The following is a 24,193-nucleotide window of genomic DNA, read 5'->3' on the forward strand; positions in this document are numbered from 1 at the left end:
CCACATCGCCTATTATAATTATAAACATTTTGCGTCAATTTCTTACTGAATGTCAATAATATCGGCTTCGCCTTTCTTGACATTACCTTCTTTTTTCAATTCAACTTGTTGCCCTTGTCCTAAATTCGTAAAAATAATTGGTGTAATAATAGATGGCGCATTTTCTTTTACAAATGCTAGATCTACTTTTAATAAAGGTTGTCCTTGTTTCACTTGATCACCTTGTGCAACAAGCGCTTCAAAACCTTCACCATTTAATTTTACAGTATCAATACCGAAGTGAATTAAAATTTCTTTTCCACCTTCAGATTGAATACCAATAGCATGTTTTGTTGGGAATACATTGACAATCTCACCGTCAACTGGAGAAACTACTGTTCCTTCTGTTGGCTCAATTGCAAATCCATCACCCATCATTTTTCCTGAGAATACTTGATCAGGTACTTCTGTAATCGGTAAGAGTTTCCCTTCAATTGGAGATACAATTGTTTCATTTGTATCAGCTTTTTGTACAGTTTCTTCTACTTTTACAGGCTCTTCTTTTTCAATATGAGGCGTGCGACCTGACATAATATCATGAATTTGTGATTTTAATGTGTCAGATTTCGGTCCAAAAATCGCTTGAATGTTATTTCCAACTTCAAGTACTCCCGCTGCCCCAAGTTCTTTCAAACGATCTTTGTTTACATTTTTTTGCTCGTTAACTTGAACACGTAAACGTGTAATACAAGCATCTAAAGAAGCAATATTTTCTTTACCACCTAGCGCTACTAATACTTCACGTGGAAGTTCGCCTGCTTCTGTTTTTCCTGCGCCATCAGTATCTGTTGTTACTTCACGACCAGGTGTTTTTAAATCCCATTTACGGATTGCAAAGCGGAATCCGAAGTAGTAAATAACTGCAAGCATAAGACCTACAACAATTACCCACCACCATGGTGTACGGTTTTGAAGTACACCGAATAACATAAAGTCAATTAAACCACCAGAGAATGTCATCCCAATTTTAACACCTAAAATATGCATTGTCATAAACGATAAGCCAGCAAATACAGCATGGATTCCGAATAATACTGGTGCAACGAATAAGAATGAAAATTCAAGTGGTTCTGTAATACCTGTTAAGAAAGATGTTAACGCAGCAGATCCTAAAATACCAGCTGCCAATTTTTTATTTTCTGGACGAGCTTCATGATACATTGCTAAAGCTGCTGCTGGAAGACCGAACATCATGAACGGATATTTACCTGTTGTAAATGTACCAGCTGTTAATTCTACACCGTCTTTTAACTGTGCCATAAAGATTTTTTGGTCACCACGAATTAACTCGCCTGCTGCATTCGTATATTGACCAAATTCAAACCAGAATGGTGAATAGAAAATGTGGTGCAGTCCAAATGGAATTAATGATCGTTCAATTAATCCAAAAATAAATGCTGCTAACGTTTTGTTTGCATCAATCATTTGATGTGAGAACGTATTTAAACCACCTTGAATCGTTGGCCAAATGAAACACATTAAAATCCCTAATAATAGAGAGAATGCTGCTGTTGCAATCGGTACGAAACGTTTACCTGCAAAGAATCCTAAGTATGATGGCAATTCAATATTGAAGTATTTATTATAGCAATATGCCGCTAATATCCCGACGATAATACCACCAAATACTCCTGTTTGCAGTGTTGGGATCCCTAATACATTCGCATACGCAGGATCTGCAAAGCCGATTTTAATCGGATCAGATCCAGTACTTGTTACTTTTACTAGCTTGTCTACTTCTAAGAAAACACTCATCGTTTTGTTCATAATTAAGTAGCCAACGAACGCTGCTAATCCAGCTACTCCGTCTCCACCCGCTAAACCAATCGCTACCCCAACTGCGAATAATAACGCTAGGTTTGCGAAAATAATATCACCAGATTGCTCCATGATTTTTGCAACCATGACAAACCAATCTGCTTTTAAAGCAGGAATGAAATTTGTTAACGTTTCATTTTGAAACGCGTTACCAAATCCAAGTAAAATACCTGCTGCCGGTAAAATCGCTACTGGAAGCATAAGCGCTTTTCCGACTTTTTGAAGAACACCGAAGATCTTCTTAAACATGGAAACCCTTCCTCTCATATCTATATTGTACTTTTCGACAAACGCCAAAAAGGCATGAGGAAAAAAAGATAGAACGGTAGCTATACAAAGGGTAGTATGTCCCTTTCTCTAGCTTACATTCCTGACTTTTCTCCACTCATGCCTGATCGAATCAGTAACACGTGTCAAAAATAGGTTTACGTATAAGTTCGCTATTTTAAAGCAAACGTTTTCGTTATTTGCCTTAATTCGTTTGTCGAATTTTGTATAACTTTGCATGACTTATTATACAAAACAATTGTAAGCGATTCAATCCTTTTTTTTAACGTTTTCATTTTAGACAAAAATATATGTCTTTTACACGTGCTCTGCTTTTACTAATCTTTGCAAGTGCATCGTTAAATAAATACTTTCCGCTTCATATACAGGAAGCTGTAATTCTTTTTGCATCACCTTCACAAGCTTCCAAGCTAAATTATAACAAACTGGATACTCTTCTTTTAACAAATCAGCAAACCCTTGCGATTCTTCTACCTTCTCTCCCTTTTTCACTCGTTCAATTGCATATTGCAAATGACGAATAAGACGCAAATAATGAATGCTTTCTGGATCTAATGTAAGGTGTAGATTTGTTTCAATTAAAGAAACAAGCTGTGCAATAAGACGGGAGTTTTGATTAACAGAAGATAAATCAGAATTTGTGAGCGAGCTATAAATATGAAGTGCAATAAAGCCAATTTCCCCTTCTGGTAATGTAATTTGTAAGCGCGAATTCAGAAGTTGTACAACTCCTTCAGCGATTTTATATTCTTCAGGGTACAGCATTTTTGTTTCAACTAAAAAAGGATTGTCTATTGTAAAGCCTTGTTTCAGTCTTTTAATTGCAAAAGAAATATGATCTGTTAAAGCAATATGAATATGTTCGTTTAATGGTGACTGCGCTTTTTCTTGAATATACAGCATAATATCGTTCATGAGTTCAATTAGCTTTTCGCTCACATGTGGCACTAAAAGCTTATATTGTTCACGGTCCCGTTCATTTTTTAAAACAAACATTTTTTCGATTTGTTCAGCTTCTAACACGTCTCCTGTTTTTTTTCCAAACCCAATTCCCTTGCCAATCACTACTACTTCCTCATGTTCCGGATGGCTCGCAATGATGACATTATTATTTAAAACTTTTTTAATTTCTAGATAATTATTCATAGAACACCACCCTCGTACTTAAATAGCCTGCTTTTATGTTACAGAACATCCTTCTTTTTCGTCAATGCAAAACATCTACCATTTTAGAAAAAGTCATTTTTTAGACATGATTGCATGAGTTGCGTATAATGTAAGAGCAAATGTACATAGAAAGGAGAACGCAACATGATTAAAATGTTTGTAAGCGATATTGATGGTACAATGATGCAACATGGCGGTATTATTAATGAGCAAGATGTTACAGCCCTTCGCAATCTTGCACAGCAAAATGTAATTCTTTGTTTCGCTTCTGGCAGGCTTGATAATGAGATTGCTGGTTTAATGAAAGAGGTTGGTACTCATTTTCACCGTATTAGTGTGAACGGTGTCTTTGTATACACACATGAAAATAAACAGCTATTGTCAGCGACATTCGATTCAAATATTTTACCTGACTTGTTAGCTATAACAAAAGAGGAACCGTATTTTCGTTATGTAAGTGATGAACATAATTATTATATCGAAGAAAAAACACCTTTTATCCATGAACTTGAAAAACAAGTCACGATGACTTCTGTTGAAGAACCAAACTTATTACAAAAAATCGATGACACAATTTTCCCAAATAAAATTTCTGTTGGTGGCACAAAAGAGGACTTACAAGCCCTTCAGAAAAAAATTGACGAACAATTCTATGGGAAAGTCAGTACTTTTATTTCAGCCGAACAGTGCCTAGACGTTATGCCACCCAATATTAGTAAAGGCTCAGCGATCTCTGTTTTATTACAAGAATTCCAAATAAAACCTGAGGAAATTGCTTGTATTGGTGACTCTTATAACGATATTCCAATGTTCGCACTAACACCTCATAGCTTTGCCATGACCCAAGCAGATGACGCAGTAAAAGAGCATTCTCATTATGTCGTAGACTCTGTAAAAGACGCTGTCGAACACGTTCTATCCTACAATTCAAAACAAAATAAAAATACGACTCACTCCATATAAGGATGAGTCGTATTTTTATTTCTTTACATACCTAATCGATCGAAAGTTTACTGTATTTCACAAAATGAAGTATATTACTTGTTTCGTGAAATACTCGTAATAAACTTATAACGATCACCACGATAAATACATTTCACGTATTCTAACGGTAATTCACCTTCTGAATATGACCATTGTCGCATTACAAGCACAGGTGCTCTTTTAGGTATATGCAGATGTTCCGCTTCATCATCTGTTGCAATTGACGCTTCAATTGCTTGGGTAGCACGAACAAGTTTAAAGCCTAGCTTTTTCTCTAAATGTTCGTATAAAGATTGTTGCAGAATTTCTTCGTTAATATCTTTTACAAGAGTTGGTGACAAATATGTCGTCTCAAAGGCAATCGGTTCATCATCAGCTAGGCGAATACGCCTCACTTCATATACCGATTCCCCCTCTTGAATTCTAAGCCGGTCTGCTATTTTAGCAGTAGCTGGAACTAGGCGGAAGCTTAATAACTGACTGCTTGGTTTCATACCACGGGAAAGCATATCCTCTGTAAATCCCGTCATTCCTTGCAGTTTCTGCTCCACTTTTGGAAGTTGAACAAATGTTCCAATTCCACGTTTTCGATATAAATACCCTTGTTCCACTAAATTATTAATTGCCTGTCTGATCGTCATGCGACTTACTTCGAACTTATCACAAAGTTCATTCTCAGATGGAATTTTATCTCCCGGCGTCCATTCACCGTCCTCAATTAGCTGTTTCACCCACTCTTGAATCTGATAATAGATCGGAAATGGTGAATACTTGTCGATGTTCATCAGCAATCGCCTCACTGCATAAAGATAGAGCTTCTGGATCAGCAATTACGGTTACATTCGGATGACGTTGCAGCACTGTAGCAGGACACGCTTCGCTATACTCACCTTGCAGTAATTCTTTGATTGCTTCTGCTTTTTTCGGTCCTATAGCAACCAGTAGAATTTGCTTCGCTTTCATAATACTACCAATCCCCATTGTAATTGCATGAGTTGGCACATCTTCTTCTTTTTCGAAGAAACGAAGGTTTGCTTGGCGTGTAGACTCTGTTAATTCTACAATGTTAGTTGGAGAATCAAAAGCTGTTCCTGGCTCATTAAATCCGATGTGACCGTTTTCACCGATTCCAAGAATCTGTAGGTCAACTGGGTTAGCTGTTAGAATGCCTTCATAACGCTTGCACTCTTCTTCTAAATCACTTGCCATCCCATTTGGTACATAAGTTTCTTTAAATGGAAGATGATTAAACAACTGTTCTTGCATAAAGTAATGATAGCTGTTTTTATCTTCGTGTGGTAAATTTACGTACTCATCTAAGTTTACAGTGGTTACACAGCTTGTATCAAGTTTATTTTTTCGCATTTCTGCATAAATACCAAGCGGAGAGCTTCCTGTAGCCATTCCTAATGTTGGATTTTCTTTTGATTTTACAACTTCTTCAATTAATTTATAACCTGCTTCTGCTAATTCTTCTGGAGTTTTTACAACAAGAATATTCATCTATTTACTTCCCTTCCTTCATATGAATTCCTAATCGAACTGTATCATATACATGTAAATCTTCAGTCATGACAACAAAGTCTGCATCTTTCCCTGCTGCTAATACACCTTTAGTCGTTAATCCAAATTCTTCCGCTTGGTTAACTGATGTCATCAGAACAGCATCTTCAACAGAACATCCTGTAAATTCAATTACATTTCGGAACGCTTGATCCATTTTCAAGATACTACCCGCTAACGTTCCGTCTTCTAAACGAGCACTGCCATCTTTTACGTGTACAGGCTGTCCACCAAGTTCATATAATCCGTCTTCTAAGCCTTTTGCACGCATCGCATCAGTAATGACACTTACTTTTTTAGGACCTTTTAATTTATATGCCAATTTCACCATGTCTGGGTGAATGTGAATACCATCTGTAATAACTTCAACCATTACATCCGGGTTCAGTAATACATGACCGACAACACCCGGTTCACGGTGATGTAAACCACGCATTTGATTGTATAAGTGTGTAGCATGTGTAATGTTTCTATTTTTTAATTGTGCATCAATTGCATCTGTATGCCCTATTGTACCAACAACACCAGTTTCAGCAAGATACCGTTCAAACTCTACCGCACCCTCTTCTTCTGGTGCATACGTTACTAATTTAATTAAATTACCGCTTGCTTCTTGCCATTGTTTAAATTGTTCAATATCCGCAGGGACGATATGCTCAAGTGGCTGTGCTCCTGCACGTTTTTTTGAAACATATGGTCCTTCTAAATGAATATATTCAAAATGTGCTCCTTTTTCTTTTGCTTCTTTTGCAGCACTTAAAGCCGCTTCAATCGCTTCTGGAGCTTGTGTCATTGTTGTTGGGAAGTAAGTTGTAACCCCTTCTTTTAACATTTCTTTACCAAGAGTTACCAATCCATCGCTATTTGCATCCATCGCATCAATATCGTATCCACCATGAATATGAACATCGATCATACCTGGAATCACAATTTTTCCTTCTGCATCAAAAATAGTTTCATTTTCTTGTGATACATATTGAGCCATCAAACCAATTTCTTCAATTTTTTCTGCGTAACGAATAAATCCACTTTCCATTACTTCGTGACCTGTATAAATTTTGGCATTGATGACAACTTGCGTTTTCATTTTCATCGATCCTTTCCCATGAAATACCTACTTGTTATTATTACCTATTTGCCTATTTCCATCTTAATATATACACGAGTAGTTGTCTATACATTAGAAGTAAATTTCCTTTTTTATAATCCAAAAAGGAAATTTACTTTTCTCTAATTATAATATATATTATTCACTTTTTCCAAAAGGAGACAGTGAACCTTTTATGAAGTTTAGTAACGATTCCATATTTAAATTTTGATTATCCACAAATAAATAATAATAATTCACTTTAACAACGGAAGTGGCAAATTAGACCACATTACAATATGCTCTCCATCTGTTTCAATTTCTACCGTTTGTTTATCCGTTGTATATGTCATCACACCATGTCTCTTTAACCTTTTGACTACACTTTGATGCGGATGCCCATATGGATTTTTTTTGTCATAAGAAAGAATAGCGAATTGAGGGCTTGCCTTTTCTAAAAACTCTTCACTAGTTGACGTATACGAACCATGATGACCTACTTTTAAAACATCTGCATGTACATCATACTGCTTTATTATTTTCTTTTCAGTTTGTATATCCGCATCTCCCATTAACAAAAAATCCGCTTTATCATATCGAACTTTTAAAACAATTGATGATTCATTATTTTCATCCTTTGACTTTCCATTATTTAAAACTTGAATTGAAACTTTGGGATCTAATGGGATATGCTGTCCTTGTTTTACACGAACAAACGGAATACCCCTCTTTTTAATATTGTTCCGATACGTATGATATGTAAAAGAACTATAAGTTTTGCCGCTATCTAATACAAGTGACACTGGCATTTGTTCTATAATTGGTATAAGCCCGCCTATATGATCCATATCCGGATGAGTTCCTACAACAACGTCTAGATGGTTAATTCCCTTTTCAACTAATTTTTGAATGATTACCTCTCCAGCCTCATAAGGTCCTCCATCAATTAACATTGTTTGACCATTAGGAAAAATAATAAGTGTGGCATCACCTTGTCCTACATTAAAAAAACTTACTTTCATTCTCCCTAAATACGGACGTTGCATCGAAAAAGAGGACGCAGTATGAACAGACGTCATATATCTTTTGGCAGATGTGCTGTTTAATGAAAAACATAATAAAACAGAAACTAGCAATAGAATATTCCGTACACCTTTCATAATTTGTCTCCTTTTTTCATTTAGTATGGCACGAGGCGTATTTCATATACAAAAAAAGCTTAGCAATGTGCTAAGCTACGATTTTGACAGTTCTTGCAAAGAACCAAAGAATAAGTCTGCTTCATTCATTTGTTCATTTTCTTCAGAAAGGCTTGGTAAATCATCTAATGTTTGAAGCCCAAACGTATCTAAGAACTCTTTCGTCGTGCCATATAAAATAGGGCGCCCTGGACCTTCTGCTCGGCCTGTTTCTTTTATAAGTAAGTGCGATACCAATGTTTGCAATGCTCGATCCGTTTTCACACCTCGAATCTCTTCCATTTCAGTTCTTGTAATTGGCTGACGATAAGCAACAATCGCCAATGTTTCAAGAGCGGCCTGGGAAAGAGATGCTGCTGTTGGTGTATCCATTAATTTTTGATAATAAGACGCATGTTCTTTTTTGGTAGCAAGACGATACACTTTTGCAAATTGTACAATTTGCAATCCTCGCTGCATCCCTTCGCTTTCCTTTTGCATTTCCTCGATAATCTGAATTACATCTTTCACTTCAATTTCAAGTACTTTTGCAATTTGTTCGGGATAAATCCCTTCATCACCCGCAACAAATAAAAGCCCCTCAATAATCGCCATCTGTTCTTTTCTATCCAACATACAATCTCCTTTCTTATATCTTTCCGTGCAAAAATATCCACGACAAAAACCGAATCACAGTATATTGCGCTCGGTCCAACATTCCTTCTATTGTTCCAAACCAAATCATGTAAAACTATGTATGATCAGCGGGAGTTATTTCCACTGATCATGCATTCTGATTAATCAAATACTTGCTGCTAGTTTTCCTCACACTCCTGAAATTGGAGTTTTACTAAGCTTTAGAGCGAACCAAAAAGATTTCATCAAAATTGTGTTCTTGCTCAATAATAATTTGTTGATTTTTCATAAGTTCGAGTACGGCTAAAAACGTTACTACCATTACTTCACGCTCTTCATCAACAAATAAATCATAAAAGCTTTGACGTCCTTTCGCTGTTTCTAATTGCTGTAAAATATCACTCATACGTTGTTCAATCGGTATTTCTTGACGAGTAATTCGCGTTGTTACTGGACGCTTTGATTTTTTTCGACGCATAAGTTTTTGAAATGCTGCTAACATATCATACAATGTGACATCTAGAGGTAAGCTTGTCTCCTCTTCTTGCTGAAACGATGCAAAATCGATTGGTGGACGTGTATAAAGTTGCGCTCTTTCTTGTTCTCTCTCTTTTAATTCAGTAGCAACTTGTTTATATTTTTTATATTCAATTAACCGCTCCATCAACTCTTGACGGGGATCATCTATAAAGTCTTCACCATTATCAGGTACATCTTCCTCTTGTTTCGGTAACAGCATTTTACTTTTAATTTGCAATAGCGTTGCAGCCATTACCAAATATTCACTTGCAACATCCAATTGCAAGTCTTTCATCGTATGAATATAAGATAAATATTGCTCTGTAATTTCCGCTACAGGAATATTATATATATCAATTTCATAACGATGAATTAAATGTAACAATAGATCTAAAGGCCCTTCAAAAGCCTCTACTTTAAAATTATATTGCACAAAGCATCCCACCACATATTTTCTATAACACCATAAGTATAGAGCATACTTATGTTCTATCCAACCTTTTTAATAAATTTAGTTGAAAATAGACATCTGCCCATGCAACAATGCCCACCCCTTCATATGATAAAAGTGTAGTAAGTTCAATGTAGGAGGTTAAAAACTATGGGCCATGTTGATTGTGGTTTTAACGGCGGTTTCGCTTTACTTGTTGTGCTCTTTATCTTATTAATTATTGTGGGCGCGGCTTGCTTCTGCTAATGCAGAATATAATAAACGGCTAGAGATTCTCTAGTCGTTTATTATTTATTCCACTATTTGCGGGCAGTAAGACCCCAACTAATTAAAGGTTCATTTTATCTCACAGCCCTAAAAAATAAAGGCTTTAGAACTCTCCCCTACTCACATTATAGTTTCGCTTCATGATACACTGTACATAAGACCGTTTAGATAGGAGAGAAAAAAATGTATCCTACTGCATACATACAGTTTTTAATTCATTTTCATGGAGATTATGATTACTTTGAATGTCACGAAGTACTAGAAGAATATTGGAAATTAAAACCACGAGGAGAACGTGACAACTACTGGGTTGGTTTTATTCAAATAGCAGTTTCTTTATACCATCATAGACGCTCGAATTGGAATGGTTCAATACGAATGATGAAAAGCGCCATTGCTATTTTAAAAAAAGAAAGTAAACAAGTACACAAATTAGGTCTTGATCACTCAAAACTTTTAACTATTTTGCAAAAACAATTACAGGTTATTCAAGCGAAAGAACCCTTTACGCCTGTATTTTTGCCTTTTTCAGATTCTTCTTTAGAAAACACATGCTTGCAATTGTGTACAGAAAAAATGATACCTTGGAAAGATGCTCATTTGCTAACTACTGAGTACATTGTCCATAAACATAAATTACGTGACAGACATGATGTAATCGCCGAACGAAATGAGCAACTAAAAAAGAGAAAGCAGAGATGATATGGTTCCTATCTCTGCTTTCATGAATGTATATTCTGTTCAACTTCCTTACACTTTTCGCAAAAACTAGCAGTTTGTTCATTACCACAAATCGTAACACCTTGAAACTTATTTTTTAATTCTTGTACCATCTTCGTACCAATCCCCATGTGACGATGAGATGGATTCACACTAAGATGTTGAATCTCTAATACATTTTCTTCATTGATAACTCCAACTATCCCAACAAAATCATCATTTTGTTTCCACAAATACAGTTGCCAACTATCGTTTTTATCATATTCTTTCATCGTTAATTGTAAAGTTTTTACGTTTTTTTCAGCCGGCATAAAAGAAAGTAGCCCCATTGCAATTTTTTCATAACTTTTTTTAAAACGAATTAACATAAACCTTATCCCTTCTTACAAAAGTTACAAACCATGTATCCCCTCTACCACTATTTCTACATCATATCCATTCTACAATATTTTCACTATAGTGAGAAGGGCTGCCAAAACAACTTGATAATCATACAAAGAGAGTTTAGGAAAGTCAACTACATATACATTTGAAAAGCGACATGAAATTTTTCTCTTTTAGGTGGGATGAGAGCATCCGTTCATCCATAGAAACGGTCAAAAACCTTTTCCTGCCCCATACCAAATTAAACAAAAGGTAGAAATTGAGTACAATTCAATGATAACGCCTATAAAGAATTTTACTATATCCTATGTATGTTTACAAAAACTAGTTCTTCGTATAATAACTTTATTCTCTACATTATCATTTACTGCACAACTATCGTTAATTCCTCTTTATAGCGTAAAAAACTGCTCTTCCTTGTTCAGGTTAATTGTAGAGGAAACATCTTAAACTGATAATAGCCAAGATCATTTTCCATACAAATAGATACAAAAAAAGAGAGCTAGATTGCTCTCTTTCACTTACTCTTCCCAAACTTTAACTTCTTTCATTACATCGCCTTGACGCATGTTTAATACTGTTTCAATACCGCTTGTCACTTTACCAAATACAGTATGTACACCATCTAAATGTGGTTGTGGTTCATGAACGATAAAGAATTGGCTACCACCTGTATTACGGCCAGCATGTGCCATAGAAAGTGATCCAACTACATGTCGCTGAGGATTCCCATCAGTTTCACATGGAATAGAGTAGCCAGGACCGCCTGCACCTGTTCCTGTTGGATCTCCCCCCTGGCTTACGAAACCAGGAATCACGCGGTGAAATGTAACCTCGTTATAAAATCCTTGCTCTGCTAATTTTTTAAAGTTTTCAACTGTTTTCGGTGCTTCTTCTGGGAAAAATTCTAATTCGATTTTTTCACCATTCTCCATTAATATGTATCCTAAAGTTTTCATACGTATATGTCTCCTTTCAACTATCTCAGCACTATATTACCATATTCATGCCCAGAAACAAAAAGAATCCGACAATCTGTATACTTCTTTTTTAAAATCAGCAAGAAGACAGATGACAAATTTTTAAAATATACTATAATTACTGTGTTGCCCGCAAATTCCAGAAAGAGAAAGGGAGCGATTTTTCGTGAAAACGAAACTATTAGCTCTGCTACTAGCTGTTACGGTACTTATGATCCCAACAGCTTCATTTGCAGACGTGATTGAGGGAGAATCAATCGTTACATTAGGAGAAAGTTTATCTGAACAACAAAAACAAGATCTTTTGAAAGAAATGAAAGCGCCAAAAGATGCGCAAATTATTACTGTCTCTAATGCGGAAGAACATAAATTTTTAGAAGGTATTGTACCCAAAGCACAAATTGGTACGAGAGCTATTTCCTCTTCTATGATTACGTACACAAAGCCGGGATCTGGTCTCATTGTACGTGCGAAAAACATTAATTGGGTAACAGATGCAATGTATACAAACGCACTCATTACAGCCGGTGTGAAGGATGCGGAAATCCATATCACTGCGCCATTTAAAGTATCCGGAACAGCTGCTTTAACAGGCTTAATGAAAGCTTACGAAACAACATCGAAAAAAGAAATTCCTGAAGAAGTAAAAAAAATAGCTAATGAAGAAATGGTACAAACTGCAAAACTTGGTGACAAAATTGGTGATGAAAAAGCTGTTCAACTTGTCGCAAAAGTAAAAGAAGAAATTGCTAAGGAGCAACCGCAAACAACAGAGGATTTACGTGCGCTAATTAAAAAGATTGCTGATCAACTTGGTATTACACTAACGGATGAGCAATTAGATAGCTTAGTTTCATTATTTGATAAAATGAAAAATTTAAATATTGACTGGAACCAAGTTGGTAGTCAATTAAATAAAGCGAAAGAACATGTTTCAGCGTTCTTAGGATCTGAAGAAGGACAAGGATTCCTAGATAAAGTAAAAGATTTCTTCTCTAGTATCATTGATTTTATTAAATCATTATTTAAATAAGAAAAAGCTCGTCATTGGCGAGCTTTTTCTTATTACATCCAAATTTAAAAACGATATAAACCCTCTTCTTTTTAGGTGGGCGAGATCATCCGCCTATGCATAGAAGCGATCAGAATCTTTTTTAGCACCATTCTATGTGAAAACAAAGAGAAGAAATGAGCGGATACTTCTTTTGGTTGTCATAGCTGCGACTAATATGCTAAAAAATCAAAATGGATTTATATATTATATAAGCAAAGGTAACTTCATAATGGCTTCTTCTACAGAACGAACCACATGGCTCGCTTTCCCCTTCACATACGGGTGCGCATGATGAAGAGTAAAAGAATGCGGCGTTACTGCAAACATGGAAATATCATTGAAAGAATCACCGATACACGCAACTTCATGCGCCTCAATCTTTAAGTGTTCTATCAAACGTTTTAAAGCACTTCCTTTACTAACACCCATCGGCATAATATCCACATAGCCTTTTCCAGAAATAAAAATTTCAGCTTGCTCATGAAAAGTTTCTCTTAGCTCTTGATCTAATGTCACAATCTTTTCTGCTTCTCCATACACAAATAACTTTGCAGGATGGACTGTTTTACCAAATTCTTCTTCTAATGTTTCTATTTCAGCGATATGCACACCCATATATTCTTCAAAAACATGGTGATGTTCATTTTTCTTCTTCGTATATCTCTGCTCTTTCGCACAAACAATATCTGCTAGTCTTTTTTCATGTATATATCGATATATTTCCTGGGCAACTCCACCATCAAATTTCGATTCATGAAATATTTGTCCGTTTGGTAGTAACATCGTAGCTCCATTTAAACCCGTCGTATAATATGGAAATGCGAATCTTCTAACCGCATCGTGAATTCTATGTGTAAAACGGCCAGAAGCAAAGCAAATATTTGTCCCTTTCTCGGCTAACCAACAAAGTGCTTTTTCATCTTCCTTATGAATATGGCTCACATTATAAACAAGTGTATCGTCTAAATCACTTACAAATAATTTAATCATGCTCTCTTCCCCTTTCATACACAATTTCTACTCTAAGTGTACGAAAAAAATGTTGTGTTTTTGTTAAAAAACAATAAAATTATAATAAAAAAAATAAGCAGGGACATAATCCTGCTTATTTTTGTCTACGTATATTTTGTGGATGTACAATGCTTGGACGTACTTTTAAACTAGACATAGTTGGACGTAACAAAATTTTCGTTAATGCGCCCCAATCAAACGGTAGAAACGGCCATAAATACGGTGTTTGTAAACTTTTAATAGATGTTAAAAATAAGATTAACATTGTCATTCCAACAATAAATCCTATTTCATGAAATAAACCGGTTAAAATAATTACGAATAATCTTCCTAGTTTATTTCCGAGTCCTAATTCATAACTCGGTGTTGCATATATTCCAATCATCGCAACAGCTGTATATAAAATAACTTCTGGAACAAATAAGCCAACATCAATTGCAATTTGTCCAATTAAAATCGCTGAAATTAAACCGGTAGCTGATGATAGAGGGGTTGGCGTATGAATCGATGCCATTCTTAAAAATTCGAGCCCAATATCTGCCATAATAATTTGTAATACAATAGGTAAATGCGTCATTTTATTCGGTCCAATAAAAGCTAGTTTTTCCGGTAATAACGTTGGATCTAAAACAAACACGAGCCAAAAAGGCATCAAAAATAGGGAAAATAAGATACCAACAAATCGTACCCATCGTAAAAATGTACCAACTGCGGGATTTTGTCTAAACTCTTCCGCATGCTGTACATGATGAAAATAAGTTGTTGGTGTAATCATCACACTTGGAGATGTATCAACAATAACTAATACGTGCCCTTCTAATAAATGATTTGCCGCTACATCCGGTCTTTCTGTATAACGAATAAGCGGGAAAGGGTTATAACCTTGTTTAACCAGAAACTCTTCAATCGTTTTATCTGCCATTGTAATTCCATCTACTTCAATACTCTCTAGCTCTTGCTTAATGATTTTTACCAAATCTGGATTCGCAACATCCTGAACATACGTGATACAAATATCCGTTTGTGACCGCTCCCCAACCCGAATAATTTCATTTCGCAAGCGCGGATCACGAATACGTCTTCTTATCAATGCTGTATTAACAACAATATTTTCCACAAAACCATCTCTTGCCCCGCGCACTACTTTTTCTGTATCTGGCTCTGTTGGTGTTCGGCCTGGATAACTACGGACATCAATTACAAAAGCTTCCGTTTCACCTTCTACAAAAATAATCACGAGACCAGATAAAACTTGTACCATTACCTCATCCATCGTTTTTACTTTACTTACTTGTTGATGAATAAGGCGATTTTCTAAAAGCTTTACTGTATTCTCACCAACATCCCTTATCTCATTTGTATCAACTATTTCTTCTAAAATTGGAATAATATAATTTGTATCACACAATCCATTTACAAATAATACACCGATTTCTTTATCAAGAATTTGAAACTTACGAATCCCGACATCAAATGTGACGCCAAGTCCAGCTGTTTGTTTCAAATAATTTTCATTATCACTCAAGAAGGAAGAAATCGGGATATTAACTTTCTTTTGTTTCGTCATAAAACCCACTTCTTTCTAAAATTAATTGAATTGCTTTCTTTGTAATGGGTGATCCTCGCTCCCATTCATCATTTCCACACATCTTCCCTATATCACCAATCCCAACAATGACAGGGACATTTAATTCATCTAAACAATAAATTGTATCTCCATTAATTCTGCCAATTTCACCATCGGGAAGTCCAAATTTATCAACACCGTATTCTGTTAATCTGCCTTCTCGATCTACACTGACATCTACACGCGCCCACTCCCAATGATGTGTATTAGATGCAACGGCTAAAATACCAAGAACATCAATTTGTTTATGCATTGCCACATATTTTAACGCCTTTTCACCGGAACCTTCTCCTATAAATCCACTATCATCAAACATGACAAATACAGGGTCATATGGCGTTTGCATAATAAGCTCCACAATCTTCTTTCCTGTCAATTTCGTTGGATTGCTTTGCGATGCAGAAATACATCGGCCGCCAAATTCTTTTGTTAACAGCTCAATTGCTCGCTTTGCATATTCATCTCCATCTGTCACCAAAATAACCCTTCGTCTCATTTGATTTATCCTTTCGGTTTACATATAAGTGCTACAAAAAATGAAAATAATATCGCTGCTGAAATACCTGATGATGTTAGACTAAACATGCCAATTCCGATTCCTAAATAGCCATGTTTTTCAGCCGCCTGTAATGCCCCATGTAAAAGAGAATGCCCAAAGCTCGTTATAGGAACAGTTGCACCTGCACCTGCAAATTTTATGAGTTTATCATATAGTCCAAAGCTATCTAAAATCGCTCCAATCACTACAAAAGTTGCCATCAAATGTGCCGGAGTTAATTTAGCAAAATCCAATAAAAGTTGTCCTACTACACAGATAGCTCCCCCAACCATAAACGCGTATACAAAATCCACAATTCACACCCCTTTTACCCTTTCAAATACAACACCATGTGCAACTGTCGGAATCGTTTCTTTTTGTTGTATCATAATCGGGCTTAACAATGCTCCTGTTGCAACTATAAAAATACGCTGTAAGTTTCCTTTTTTCATTTCTTCTAGTAAATGACCGTATGTTACAACTGCCGAACAGGCACAACCGCTTCCACCTGCAAAAACCTCTTCTTGATCCCTGTGATAAATCATTAATCCGCAATCATTATATACATTCCCTAAATCATATCCTTCCTCCAGTAAAAGTCGCTTCGTAATTGGTGCCCCAACACCTGATAAATCACCTGTAACGATAAGATCATAATCAGCTGCACTTCTCCCTAAATCTTCAAAGTGCTGTTGAATCGTATGGGCAGCTGCAGGTGCCATTGCCGATCCCATATCAAAAGGATTTTTAATTCCTAAATCTTGTACCTTACCAATGGTTGCAGCCGTTATTTTAATATTGCTCGGTTCTTTACTAATTAAAGCTGTCCCCGCCCCTGTAACAGTTGACGTAGCTGTACCAGGCCTTTGCCCTCCGTATTCTGTCGGATAACGAAACTGCCGTTCTGCAGTTGCATTATGACTACTAACCGTAGCTATCACACGGTTAGCAAAGCCTCCATCAATAAAAGCCGACCCAATCGCTAGTGTCTCCATTGATGTCGCACAAGCACTGAACATACCTAAAAAAGGAATTCCAAGCTCCCGCGCCACGTAATTTGCTGTAACGGTTTGGTTTAATAAGTCACCTGCTAAAAAAAAATCAATTTGTGAAGGTCTTATATCCCCTTTTTGCATGACCTGCTGAATTGAATCATTCATTAATCTTCGTTCAGCGAGCTCCCAATTTTCTTCTTCACAGTGCAGATCATCATATGAAATATCAAAACACTTTCCAAGAGGGCCTTCCGCTTCTTTTGGACCGACAGCAGTACCTGTTGCATTCACAAATATATGATTTTGAAATACCCATGTTTGCTTCCCTGTCAATCTCATATCTAGTCTCCTTTAAGACATCCAAAGTTTAAACGTATATCGAATTAGGCCAACAATATATGCTCCAACTACTCCAAATACAATTACACTTCCAGCAAGCTTAAACATATTTGTAGCGACTCCGAGTACAATTCCCTCACTACGATGCTCCATTGCTGCACTGGCCATTGAATTTGCAAATCCAGTAACAGGAACTGCTGAACCCGCCCCTCCGAATTGACCGATTTTATCATACACACCAAATCCAGTTAATACGGCTGATAATAACACAAGCGTTGCTACTGTAGGGTTTCCCGCATTTTTCTCACTGAAGTGAAAATAATACATATAAAATTTCATTAAGCATTCTCCTACTGTACAAATCAGTCCCCCTACAACAAACGCTTTTACACAATTCATTACATAATTGGGCTTTGGATGGTAATCTTTCACTTTATTTATGTAATCATCTTTTAATTTATCTTGTGTCATCTTGATGCCTCCTACCTTGCAAAATAAATCCAATGAAATAAAGAACCCATTACCTTTCCAAGTACAAGTGCAACGAGTAAAATAACAATTTTCCCATCTACTCCTACTCGTTTTGCTAATATAGGTAAAACATTTAATACTTCTGTCAAAGCCGCAGCAAGCATGCCAATAAATGTCCCACAAAATAAGCCAAGTAAAATAAGCCAATACTGAGATATTTGAAAGGTTATATCTCTTAAACTGCACCATGCCCCGGCCAAAGAACCACCAATTACAGCCCATTCAAAAAATTGAATACGATGGCCACTCCTTGTCAATTGAGCTAATCGTGGAATGACGCCAAGCACAGCTAAAAATGCAACATATCCACCTCCAACTGCAATCCCACCAGCAAGCCCCATTACGATTACCAAACTATATTCAATCATCTGCAATTTGTTTTGCACTCTCTTTATTTTCATTGATCACGACATATTGATCGAGTGACTGTTGATACTGGAACATTTCCACTTCTAATGGACTCGGCTCTTCATTAATTCTTTTCTGGAACACATGATTAAAAAATAGGACCATGCCTAATCCCAATCCTAAAGAATAAGGAATTTGAAATAAGAGCGGTTTATAGTTGATTTCTCCTGTAATCATGTAATATAGACGTCTATGTACTTGTTGCATACTTACGTCCTCATGAAAATAAATAATTGCCAGAGCCGCCCCGACAAAAAGTAATATCCAAATCAATCCAAAGAAAACGGGGTTTACTTTCTTTTTTTCATAGACGATTTCAACAAGTGTTTGTCCAGGACCAAATAAATTAATTTGTATATGCTGCGTAGTTTGCCTAATGACTTGGATAATTCTCATCGCATCAATTACGACATGTGTTTTATCACGTTTTGTGATTTTATAGACGAGCTGTTTTTTTATTTTTTCTACCACACCAGACTCTCCAACTACTTGTGCAACATCTTCAATCTTCACCTCATATGAAGGAGATACTTGCAGACGATTTCGCATTTTGAGATAGATTGTTTGTTCCACTTAAAGCTCACCTCTTCACTTTTCCTCGTAGTTGTAGTATGGTTTCTGGAATTTTTTCTAATACAACTTTTTTCATAAAAGTATTAGAGATTTACTACTAATTTAAATAAAAAAAACATCTGCACCATGTTAGTGCAGATGTTTTTTTTCAGATTTTTTTTTCCGAAATAAATTTGCAATACTTAATACTAAACCTCCCCAAATCACCACAATTCCAATAATCATCATCATAATTGCTGATCCACTCATTATGAAACACCTCGATCTTTCCATTCTTTTTCAAGCTGGGCAGAATCTGAATGTATTTGTGAATTCCATTTTTTCAAACTAATAATCAATGCAACAACCAGAAACGCTGCTACTAGAACCCAACCATACGTCACGACAAATTGTGTCGGATAATCCCCATAGTTCTTTTGCATGTTTTGAATCGTACCATCAATAAGCATATATCCTAACATAAGCGGTGTAATAACAAGTAAACTAATTCTCCAGAACATCCCTAGTTTAATATCCGATATGAAATTCGCATGATTTTGATATACTGGTAAACGGCGAAGGATAAGTCCAACCGTAACAACCTCTACTAATGCAATTACAATAAGCCCAAAGTTATTTGCAAAGTAATCTACAACATCTAGGAACATAAGCCCGCCACGTGTCGCAAATACAAGTGAAACTAGCACAAGAAGAGTACCCATAATTCCAATTGTCTTTTCACGGCTTAGGCTAAATTTCTCAGATACAGCTGCAAAACATACTTCTGCTAATGAGATAAGTGATGTAATTCCAGCTACGGTTAAAGATAGGAAGAATAATACGCCAAATAGTGGCGACATCGGTAATTCATTAATGATTTGCGGGAATACGACAAACGCAAGTCCAACGCCAGCGCTCGCTACTTTATCAACTGGTACCCCCATGTTATTTGCCATAAAACCAAGTGCCGCAAACACACCGATTCCAGCTAACAACTCAAATCCTGAGTTCGCAAAACCAGTAATAAAAGCATTATTTGTTGTATCAGAGTTTTTCGGTAAATAACTAGAGTAAGTAATCATAATTCCGAATGCTAGCGATAAACTAAAGAAAATTTGTCCATATGCAGCAAGCCATACTTTTCCATCTAAAATACGACTCCAATCTGGTTTAAAAAAGGCATCAAGTCCTTGCATTGCTCCTTCCATCGTGACAGCTCGAACAACAATAATTAGAAACATCACAACAAGCAAAGGGATAAAAATACGGTTTACAACTTCAATTCCTTTCTTAACTCCTTTAAATGCCACACCAAGTACAATAATCCAAACAAGCGCAAGAGGAATTAACACTTCAGGTACAAGGCCTCCAAATTGTCCTGGCTTATCAGCAACTTGTAAATACTCTTTAAATAAAAAGGCTTCTGTATCTTTTCCCCACGCTCCAGTAATCGAAAAATACGTATAAGAAATCGACCATGCAATAATAACAGCATAATACGTGGAAACAATAAATGTAACAGCCATTTGCCACCACCCAATAAATTCAGCACGTGGATTTATGCGAAAGAATGTGAGTGGTGCTGAGCCACGATGACGATGTCCAAGAGCAAATTCAAAAGCTAATAATGAAATACCAGTCGTTAATAATGCAAATAAGTACGGTAAAAAGAATGCGCCCCCTCCGTTTTCATATGCAGTATACGGAAAACGCCATATGTTCCCTAATCCAACAGCAGAACCGATTGCTGCAAAAATAAATCCAGCCCTCGTTCCCCATTGTTGCCTCGTTTCCATGTTTCCTTCCCCCTTTATGACAAGTTTATACTTGGATTATATTTCAAATTTACAAAATTATCAATAAATTCTGTAAATTTCCCCAAATGAGTGAAATTTTTGGATTTTGGAAAAGATAATATCAATAGCATAAAATGTAACATTTTCATATTTTTTTACTTTTGCCTAACCTTATTTGAAAGGTCAATGTCTTCTAATCCAAAACAAAAGATCGAATAGATGGCTATTCATCTATTCGATCTTTCATCTGTTTTAATATTTTCTTTTCAAGCCTTGATACTTGGACTTGTGAAATTCCAATTCGCTCCGCTACTTCTGATTGAGTTTGATCTTTATAATAGCGCAAATATACAATTAAACGTTCGCGCTCATCTAGTTCTCTAATCGCCTCTTTTAGGGCGATTTTATCAAACCATTTCGTTTCTGTTTGATCTGCAATTTGATCTAATATTGTAATGGGATCCCCATCATTTTCATAAACCGTTTCATGTATTGATGACGGGGCACGGCTGGCTTCTTGCGCAAGAACAACTTCTTCTGCTGTTAGTTCAAGCGCCTCCGCTACCTCATTAATTGTTGGAGCCCTTCCATATTCTTTAGAAAGCTCATCTTTCATTTTCCGAATTTTATTTCCAGTCTCCTTTAAAGAGCGACTTACTTTCACCGATCCATCATCACGCAAGAATCGCTGTATTTCTCCAATAATCATTGGAACTGCATAAGTTGAAAATTTCACTTCGAAAGACAAATCAAATTTGTCTACCGACTTCAAAAGTCCAATACAGCCAATTTGAAATAAATCATCTGGTTCATATCCTCGATTGAGGAATCGTTGTACAACTGACCATACAAGACGCATATTACTTTGGACTATCGTATCCCTCGCCCCTTGATCTCCATCTTGACTTTTTTGAATTAATGCTTTTAACTCGTGATCCTTTAACTGAGGTTTCTTCTTCTCATTTCTGACCTCTATGTCCATAGGCAATTCTCCTTAATTGCATAGAGCGTTACTATTTGATAAGTATTTTGTCAAATGGATTGTTGTCCCGAAAGATTCATTTGAAATAACTTCTACTTCATCCATGAAATTTTCCATGATAGTAAATCCCATTCCGGAACGCTCTAATTCAGGTTTAGTTGTAAAAAGAGGTTGCCTTGCCTCATCTAAGTTAAAAATGCCAACCCCTTCATCTCGAATCGTGAGTTTCACCATTGCGTCTTCCAAAATCACTGAAATGTAAACAACACCTTCTGCATTCCCTTCATACCCATGAATAATTGCATTTGTGACTGCTTCAGACACAACTGTTTTAATCTCTGTCAATTCCTCCATCGTTGGATCCAATTGTGCAATAAAAGCAGCAACTGTAACGCGAGCGAACGATTCATTTTGACTTAACGCTGAAAATTGAAGGTTCATTTCATTTCTCATTTATGCCACCCCCAATGTCGCGAGCGCATGCGCTTCACTTTCTTCTAAGCGAATGATTTTAAACAGACCTGACATTTCGAATAAACGCTTTACAGGAGGTGAGATTGCACAAACGACCATCTCCCCTCCTAAACCTTTAACATGCTTATATCTGCCTAATATAACACCAAGACCAGAACTGTCCATGAATGTTAACTTCTCTAAACTTAATACAATATGATGAGTGCGATGCGTCTCAATCATATCCGTTACTTTTGCTCGCAACTCTTCAGCAGTATGATGATCTAGTTCACCCGCTAGCCGAACACATAAGACATCACGCTTTACTTCTAAATGCATGGAAAGACTCACACGATTTCCTCCTTATGCTTAAACTTGACTCATTTACATAAGGTTTTCGTGAACATAAAATAAGAATCCTTCCTACTGACAAAAGAAGTACTATTTCGCCATAATGTGAACCTTTTAGCAATTATTCTACCTTTTTCACGTATGAAGATAGGAAATCGACAATATTTTTGCCCCTATTCCGATGTTGAAAACGTCCCTAAACTTCTTTTAAACAGTTCCCACCAGCTTGCTGCAGCAACATCTTCTTTCGCTACAATCGTTTGCTTTAATAAAACATCCTTATCTTTTTTAATAACAAGTGTACCGAGTGCATCGCCTTTTTTAATTGGTGCTTTTACTTTCTTTTCAGCGATAACTTCCTGTTTTACCTTGTCCATATTCTCTCCTTTTTTCATAAGAAGAGATACGTTATCCGATGCAACTAAATCTACATTTTCTTTCTTACCTTTTCCTACTTTTACGGTTTGAATTTTTTCACCGCGCTTATACAATTTTTTCGTTGTGTATTGCCCAAATGCATAATCAAGGAGCTTTGTTACCTGATTGTTACGTTCTTTTGAAGTCGGTGCTCCCATGACAACTGAAATAACACGCATGCCATTTTTCTCAGCCGATGCTGTTAAACAATACTTTGCTTCTGTCGTAAAACCTGTTTTCACCCCATCTACACCTGGATAAAAACGAACTAATTTATTTGTATTTACAAGCCAAAACTTTTTCTCCGTATTTTCACGTAAATAATCTTCGTATTTTCCTGTATATTTCCGAATAAGTGGATATTTCATCAATTCTTTCGCCATAATTGCCATATCATATGCTGTTGAATAATGATCTTTCGCCGGAAGACCCGTTGGATTTTGGAAATGTGTATTTTTCAGTCCCAAATCCTTTGCTTTTTTATTCATCATGTTTACAAAACCTTCTTCTGAACCAGCGATATGCTCAGCAACCGCAACTGATGCATCATTTCCCGATGCAATTGCAATCCCTTTTAGCATTTCATTCACTGTCATTTCTTCACCTGGCTCAAGAAAAATTTGCGAACCACCCATTGATGCTGCATGTTCACTTGCTCTAACTTTATCTTCTAGTTTTAATTTACCTTTTTCAACTTGTTCCATAATTAGTAGCATCGTCATAATCTTCGTCATACTAGCAGGTGGCAGTTTTTCATTTGGACTTTTCTCAAATAAAACTTTACCCGTATCTTGCTCAATCACAATTGCTGACGATGCTTGTTCTGCTAACTTCGGCCCTGTTTCTACTTCTGTTTTCTCAGACTGTGCTTTCTCAGATTGCGCAAAGCCAACTGACACACCAGAAAATAGCAACATGAAACAAACAAGTATTCCAAAAACTCGCCTCATGACTAACCCTCCATTCTATATCAAACCTATTTTTTCCAATTAACACGTTTTTATACCATATTTTTCTATAAACTCGTATTGACAAACAAATCTATCGCATATATTGTA

At 36.3% G+C, this 24,193-nt stretch carries 28 protein-coding genes; 4 read left to right on the top strand and 24 right to left on the bottom strand.

The annotated features are described in order from the left end of the window. Positions 1-42 precede the first annotated feature (42 nt). Together ptsG and glcT are read right to left on the bottom strand one after the other, a co-directional pair. On the bottom strand, positions 43-2,106 hold the full coding sequence (ptsG, locus tag AAIE21_RS02925; RefSeq protein WP_343265382.1) for a PTS glucose transporter subunit IIABC: 2,064 nt from the start codon (positions 2,104-2,106) through the stop codon (positions 43-45). Between the two features lie 336 nt (positions 2,107-2,442). Continuing rightward, complete coding sequence (glcT, locus tag AAIE21_RS02930) at positions 2,443-3,291, bottom strand: glucose PTS transporter transcription antiterminator GlcT (protein ID WP_343265383.1); 849 nt, start codon at positions 3,289-3,291, stop codon at positions 2,443-2,445. A gap of 165 nt (positions 3,292-3,456) precedes the next feature. Between glcT and AAIE21_RS02935 the strand changes: the two genes are divergently transcribed. After that, positions 3,457-4,275, top strand: coding sequence for an HAD family hydrolase (locus AAIE21_RS02935; protein WP_343265384.1), 819 nt, complete (start codon positions 3,457-3,459; stop codon positions 4,273-4,275). Between the two features lie 74 nt (positions 4,276-4,349). Here the strand turns inward: AAIE21_RS02935 and phnF are convergent, their stop codons facing one another. From phnF to AAIE21_RS02965, 6 genes are all read right to left on the bottom strand, one after another. Further along, positions 4,350-5,081: a phosphonate metabolism transcriptional regulator PhnF gene (phnF, locus tag AAIE21_RS02940; RefSeq protein WP_343265385.1), complete on the bottom strand. Its 732-nt coding sequence runs from the start codon at positions 5,079-5,081 to the stop codon at positions 4,350-4,352. Further along, positions 5,011-5,799 carry a glucosamine-6-phosphate deaminase gene (gene nagB / locus AAIE21_RS02945; RefSeq protein ID WP_343265386.1) on the bottom strand — a complete coding sequence of 263 codons (789 nt, stop codon included), beginning with the start codon at positions 5,797-5,799 and terminating at the stop codon, positions 5,011-5,013. The genes phnF and nagB overlap by 71 nt, the downstream gene beginning before the upstream one ends. Before the next feature lie 4 nt (positions 5,800-5,803). Continuing rightward, positions 5,804-6,946: an N-acetylglucosamine-6-phosphate deacetylase gene (gene nagA, locus AAIE21_RS02950; RefSeq protein ID WP_343265909.1), complete on the bottom strand. Its 1,143-nt coding sequence runs from the start codon at positions 6,944-6,946 to the stop codon at positions 5,804-5,806. Positions 6,947-7,203: 257 nt separating this feature from the next. Further along, a complete protein-coding gene (locus AAIE21_RS02955) occupies positions 7,204-8,106 on the bottom strand; it encodes a ComEC/Rec2 family competence protein (protein ID WP_343265387.1) in 903 nt (300 codons plus the stop codon). A gap of 75 nt (positions 8,107-8,181) precedes the next feature. Next, the gene (gene scpB, locus AAIE21_RS02960) at positions 8,182-8,757 is read right to left on the bottom strand and encodes an SMC-Scp complex subunit ScpB (RefSeq protein ID WP_343265388.1); all 576 of its coding nucleotides are present in this window, start codon (positions 8,755-8,757) and stop codon (positions 8,182-8,184) included. 217 nt (positions 8,758-8,974) lie between these two features. Continuing rightward, positions 8,975-9,712 (bottom strand): segregation/condensation protein A, encoded by a 738-nt coding sequence (locus AAIE21_RS02965; protein ID WP_343265389.1) that lies wholly within the window; start codon positions 9,710-9,712, stop codon positions 8,975-8,977. 168 nt (positions 9,713-9,880) lie between these two features. Between AAIE21_RS02965 and AAIE21_RS02970 the strand changes: the two genes are divergently transcribed. Together AAIE21_RS02970 and AAIE21_RS02975 are read left to right on the top strand one after the other, a co-directional pair. Further along, the gene (locus tag AAIE21_RS02970; protein WP_000510192.1) at positions 9,881-9,976 is read left to right on the top strand and encodes a YjcZ family sporulation protein; all 96 of its coding nucleotides are present in this window, start codon (positions 9,881-9,883) and stop codon (positions 9,974-9,976) included. 204 nt (positions 9,977-10,180) lie between these two features. After that, entirely contained in the window at positions 10,181-10,699 is a 519-nt protein-coding gene (locus tag AAIE21_RS02975) for a DUF309 domain-containing protein (RefSeq protein WP_343265390.1), read from the top strand. A gap of 20 nt (positions 10,700-10,719) precedes the next feature. Here the strand turns inward: AAIE21_RS02975 and AAIE21_RS02980 are convergent, their stop codons facing one another. Continuing rightward, positions 10,720-11,085: a GNAT family N-acetyltransferase gene (locus tag AAIE21_RS02980; RefSeq protein WP_343265391.1), complete on the bottom strand. Its 366-nt coding sequence runs from the start codon at positions 11,083-11,085 to the stop codon at positions 10,720-10,722. Between the two features lie 537 nt (positions 11,086-11,622). Then, a complete protein-coding gene (locus AAIE21_RS02985; protein WP_343265392.1) occupies positions 11,623-12,060 on the bottom strand; it encodes a peptidylprolyl isomerase in 438 nt (145 codons plus the stop codon). Between the two features lie 187 nt (positions 12,061-12,247). Between AAIE21_RS02985 and AAIE21_RS02990 the strand changes: the two genes are divergently transcribed. Further along, positions 12,248-13,114: a DUF1002 domain-containing protein gene (locus AAIE21_RS02990; protein ID WP_343265393.1), complete on the top strand. Its 867-nt coding sequence runs from the start codon at positions 12,248-12,250 to the stop codon at positions 13,112-13,114. A 225-nt stretch (positions 13,115-13,339) separates the two neighbouring features. On the opposite strand, the gene AAIE21_RS02995 is transcribed toward AAIE21_RS02990, so the two are convergent. From AAIE21_RS02995 to AAIE21_RS03060, 14 genes are all read right to left on the bottom strand, one after another. After that, entirely contained in the window at positions 13,340-14,143 is an 804-nt protein-coding gene (locus AAIE21_RS02995; protein ID WP_343265394.1) for a Cof-type HAD-IIB family hydrolase, read from the bottom strand. Positions 14,144-14,240: 97 nt separating this feature from the next. After that, positions 14,241-15,713 carry a spore germination protein gene (locus tag AAIE21_RS03000; RefSeq protein WP_343265395.1) on the bottom strand — a complete coding sequence of 491 codons (1,473 nt, stop codon included), beginning with the start codon at positions 15,711-15,713 and terminating at the stop codon, positions 14,241-14,243. Then, positions 15,691-16,269: a stage V sporulation protein SpoVABEA gene (gene spoVAEA / locus AAIE21_RS03005; RefSeq protein WP_343265396.1), complete on the bottom strand. Its 579-nt coding sequence runs from the start codon at positions 16,267-16,269 to the stop codon at positions 15,691-15,693. The genes AAIE21_RS03000 and spoVAEA overlap by 23 nt, the downstream gene beginning before the upstream one ends. A gap of 5 nt (positions 16,270-16,274) precedes the next feature. Next, positions 16,275-16,625, bottom strand: a complete 351-nt coding sequence (spoVAE, locus tag AAIE21_RS03010) for a stage V sporulation protein AE (protein ID WP_343265397.1) — start codon at positions 16,623-16,625, stop codon at positions 16,275-16,277. 3 nt (positions 16,626-16,628) lie between these two features. Beyond that, positions 16,629-17,645, bottom strand: a complete 1,017-nt coding sequence (spoVAD, locus tag AAIE21_RS03015; RefSeq protein ID WP_343265398.1) for a stage V sporulation protein AD — start codon at positions 17,643-17,645, stop codon at positions 16,629-16,631. Between the two features lie 12 nt (positions 17,646-17,657). Further along, the gene (gene spoVAC / locus AAIE21_RS03020; protein WP_343265399.1) at positions 17,658-18,116 is read right to left on the bottom strand and encodes a stage V sporulation protein AC; all 459 of its coding nucleotides are present in this window, start codon (positions 18,114-18,116) and stop codon (positions 17,658-17,660) included. An 11-nt stretch (positions 18,117-18,127) separates the two neighbouring features. After that, positions 18,128-18,544, bottom strand: coding sequence for a stage V sporulation protein AB (locus tag AAIE21_RS03025; RefSeq protein WP_343265910.1), 417 nt, complete (start codon positions 18,542-18,544; stop codon positions 18,128-18,130). Then, positions 18,537-19,157, bottom strand: a complete 621-nt coding sequence (locus tag AAIE21_RS03030; RefSeq protein ID WP_343265400.1) for a stage V sporulation protein AA — start codon at positions 19,155-19,157, stop codon at positions 18,537-18,539. The genes AAIE21_RS03025 and AAIE21_RS03030 overlap by 8 nt, the downstream gene beginning before the upstream one ends. 129 nt (positions 19,158-19,286) lie before the next feature. Beyond that, on the bottom strand, positions 19,287-19,406 hold the full coding sequence (locus AAIE21_RS03035) for a methionine/alanine import family NSS transporter small subunit (RefSeq protein ID WP_343265401.1): 120 nt from the start codon (positions 19,404-19,406) through the stop codon (positions 19,287-19,289). Beyond that, positions 19,406-20,932 (bottom strand): sodium-dependent transporter, encoded by a 1,527-nt coding sequence (locus tag AAIE21_RS03040; protein WP_343265402.1) that lies wholly within the window; start codon positions 20,930-20,932, stop codon positions 19,406-19,408. The genes AAIE21_RS03035 and AAIE21_RS03040 overlap by 1 nt, the downstream gene beginning before the upstream one ends. Before the next feature lie 223 nt (positions 20,933-21,155). Next, positions 21,156-21,914 (bottom strand): RNA polymerase sporulation sigma factor SigF, encoded by a 759-nt coding sequence (gene sigF / locus AAIE21_RS03045; RefSeq protein ID WP_336452198.1) that lies wholly within the window; start codon positions 21,912-21,914, stop codon positions 21,156-21,158. A 12-nt stretch (positions 21,915-21,926) separates the two neighbouring features. Then, a complete protein-coding gene (gene spoIIAB, locus AAIE21_RS03050) occupies positions 21,927-22,367 on the bottom strand; it encodes an anti-sigma F factor (RefSeq protein WP_343265403.1) in 441 nt (146 codons plus the stop codon). Next, positions 22,368-22,718 carry an anti-sigma F factor antagonist gene (spoIIAA, locus tag AAIE21_RS03055; protein WP_343265404.1) on the bottom strand — a complete coding sequence of 117 codons (351 nt, stop codon included), beginning with the start codon at positions 22,716-22,718 and terminating at the stop codon, positions 22,368-22,370. A gap of 173 nt (positions 22,719-22,891) precedes the next feature. Next, positions 22,892-24,085, bottom strand: coding sequence for a D-alanyl-D-alanine carboxypeptidase family protein (locus AAIE21_RS03060; RefSeq protein ID WP_343265405.1), 1,194 nt, complete (start codon positions 24,083-24,085; stop codon positions 22,892-22,894). Between the last annotated feature and the right edge of the window lie 108 nt (positions 24,086-24,193).

Source organism: Paenibacillus sp. 102 (genome assembly GCF_039549175.1).
Lineage (GTDB): Bacteria > Bacillota > Bacilli > Bacillales > Bacillaceae_G > Bacillus_A.

Excerpts from the sequence above, each read along its gene's own strand:
- spoIIAB (WP_343265403.1), bottom strand. The coding sequence starts at position 22,367 with ATGAGAAATGAAATGAACCTTCAATTTTCAGCGTTAAGTCAAAATGAA.
- nagB (WP_343265386.1), bottom strand. The coding sequence starts at position 5,799 with ATGAATATTCTTGTTGTAAAAACTCCAGAAGAATTAGCAGAAGCAGGT.
- spoVAD (WP_343265398.1), bottom strand. The coding sequence starts at position 17,645 with ATGAGATTGACAGGGAAGCAAACATGGGTATTTCAAAATCATATATTT.
- AAIE21_RS02955 (WP_343265387.1), bottom strand. The coding sequence starts at position 8,106 with ATGAAAGGTGTACGGAATATTCTATTGCTAGTTTCTGTTTTATTATGT.
- AAIE21_RS02935 (WP_343265384.1), top strand. The coding sequence starts at position 3,457 with ATGATTAAAATGTTTGTAAGCGATATTGATGGTACAATGATGCAACAT.
- AAIE21_RS02970 (WP_000510192.1), top strand. The coding sequence starts at position 9,881 with ATGGGCCATGTTGATTGTGGTTTTAACGGCGGTTTCGCTTTACTTGTT.
- AAIE21_RS03025 (WP_343265910.1), bottom strand. The coding sequence starts at position 18,544 with ATGATTGAATATAGTTTGGTAATCGTAATGGGGCTTGCTGGTGGGATT.
- AAIE21_RS03000 (WP_343265395.1), bottom strand. The coding sequence starts at position 15,713 with ATGACGAAACAAAAGAAAGTTAATATCCCGATTTCTTCCTTCTTGAGT.
- sigF (WP_336452198.1), bottom strand. The coding sequence starts at position 21,914 with ATGGACATAGAGGTCAGAAATGAGAAGAAGAAACCTCAGTTAAAGGAT.
- AAIE21_RS02995 (WP_343265394.1), bottom strand. The coding sequence starts at position 14,143 with ATGAAAGGGGAAGAGAGCATGATTAAATTATTTGTAAGTGATTTAGAC.
- ptsG (WP_343265382.1), bottom strand. The coding sequence starts at position 2,106 with ATGTTTAAGAAGATCTTCGGTGTTCTTCAAAAAGTCGGAAAAGCGCTT.
- AAIE21_RS03035 (WP_343265401.1), bottom strand. The coding sequence starts at position 19,406 with ATGAGTGGATCAGCAATTATGATGATGATTATTGGAATTGTGGTGATT.
- glcT (WP_343265383.1), bottom strand. The coding sequence starts at position 3,291 with ATGAATAATTATCTAGAAATTAAAAAAGTTTTAAATAATAATGTCATC.
- AAIE21_RS02985 (WP_343265392.1), bottom strand. The coding sequence starts at position 12,060 with ATGAAAACTTTAGGATACATATTAATGGAGAATGGTGAAAAAATCGAA.
- AAIE21_RS03060 (WP_343265405.1), bottom strand. The coding sequence starts at position 24,085 with ATGAGGCGAGTTTTTGGAATACTTGTTTGTTTCATGTTGCTATTTTCT.
- AAIE21_RS02980 (WP_343265391.1), bottom strand. The coding sequence starts at position 11,085 with ATGTTAATTCGTTTTAAAAAAAGTTATGAAAAAATTGCAATGGGGCTA.
- AAIE21_RS03040 (WP_343265402.1), bottom strand. The coding sequence starts at position 20,932 with ATGGAAACGAGGCAACAATGGGGAACGAGGGCTGGATTTATTTTTGCA.
- nagA (WP_343265909.1), bottom strand. The coding sequence starts at position 6,946 with ATGAAAACGCAAGTTGTCATCAATGCCAAAATTTATACAGGTCACGAA.
- spoVAEA (WP_343265396.1), bottom strand. The coding sequence starts at position 16,269 with ATGAGACGAAGGGTTATTTTGGTGACAGATGGAGATGAATATGCAAAG.
- phnF (WP_343265385.1), bottom strand. The coding sequence starts at position 5,081 with ATGAACATCGACAAGTATTCACCATTTCCGATCTATTATCAGATTCAA.
- spoVAC (WP_343265399.1), bottom strand. The coding sequence starts at position 18,116 with ATGACACAAGATAAATTAAAAGATGATTACATAAATAAAGTGAAAGAT.
- AAIE21_RS02975 (WP_343265390.1), top strand. The coding sequence starts at position 10,181 with ATGTATCCTACTGCATACATACAGTTTTTAATTCATTTTCATGGAGAT.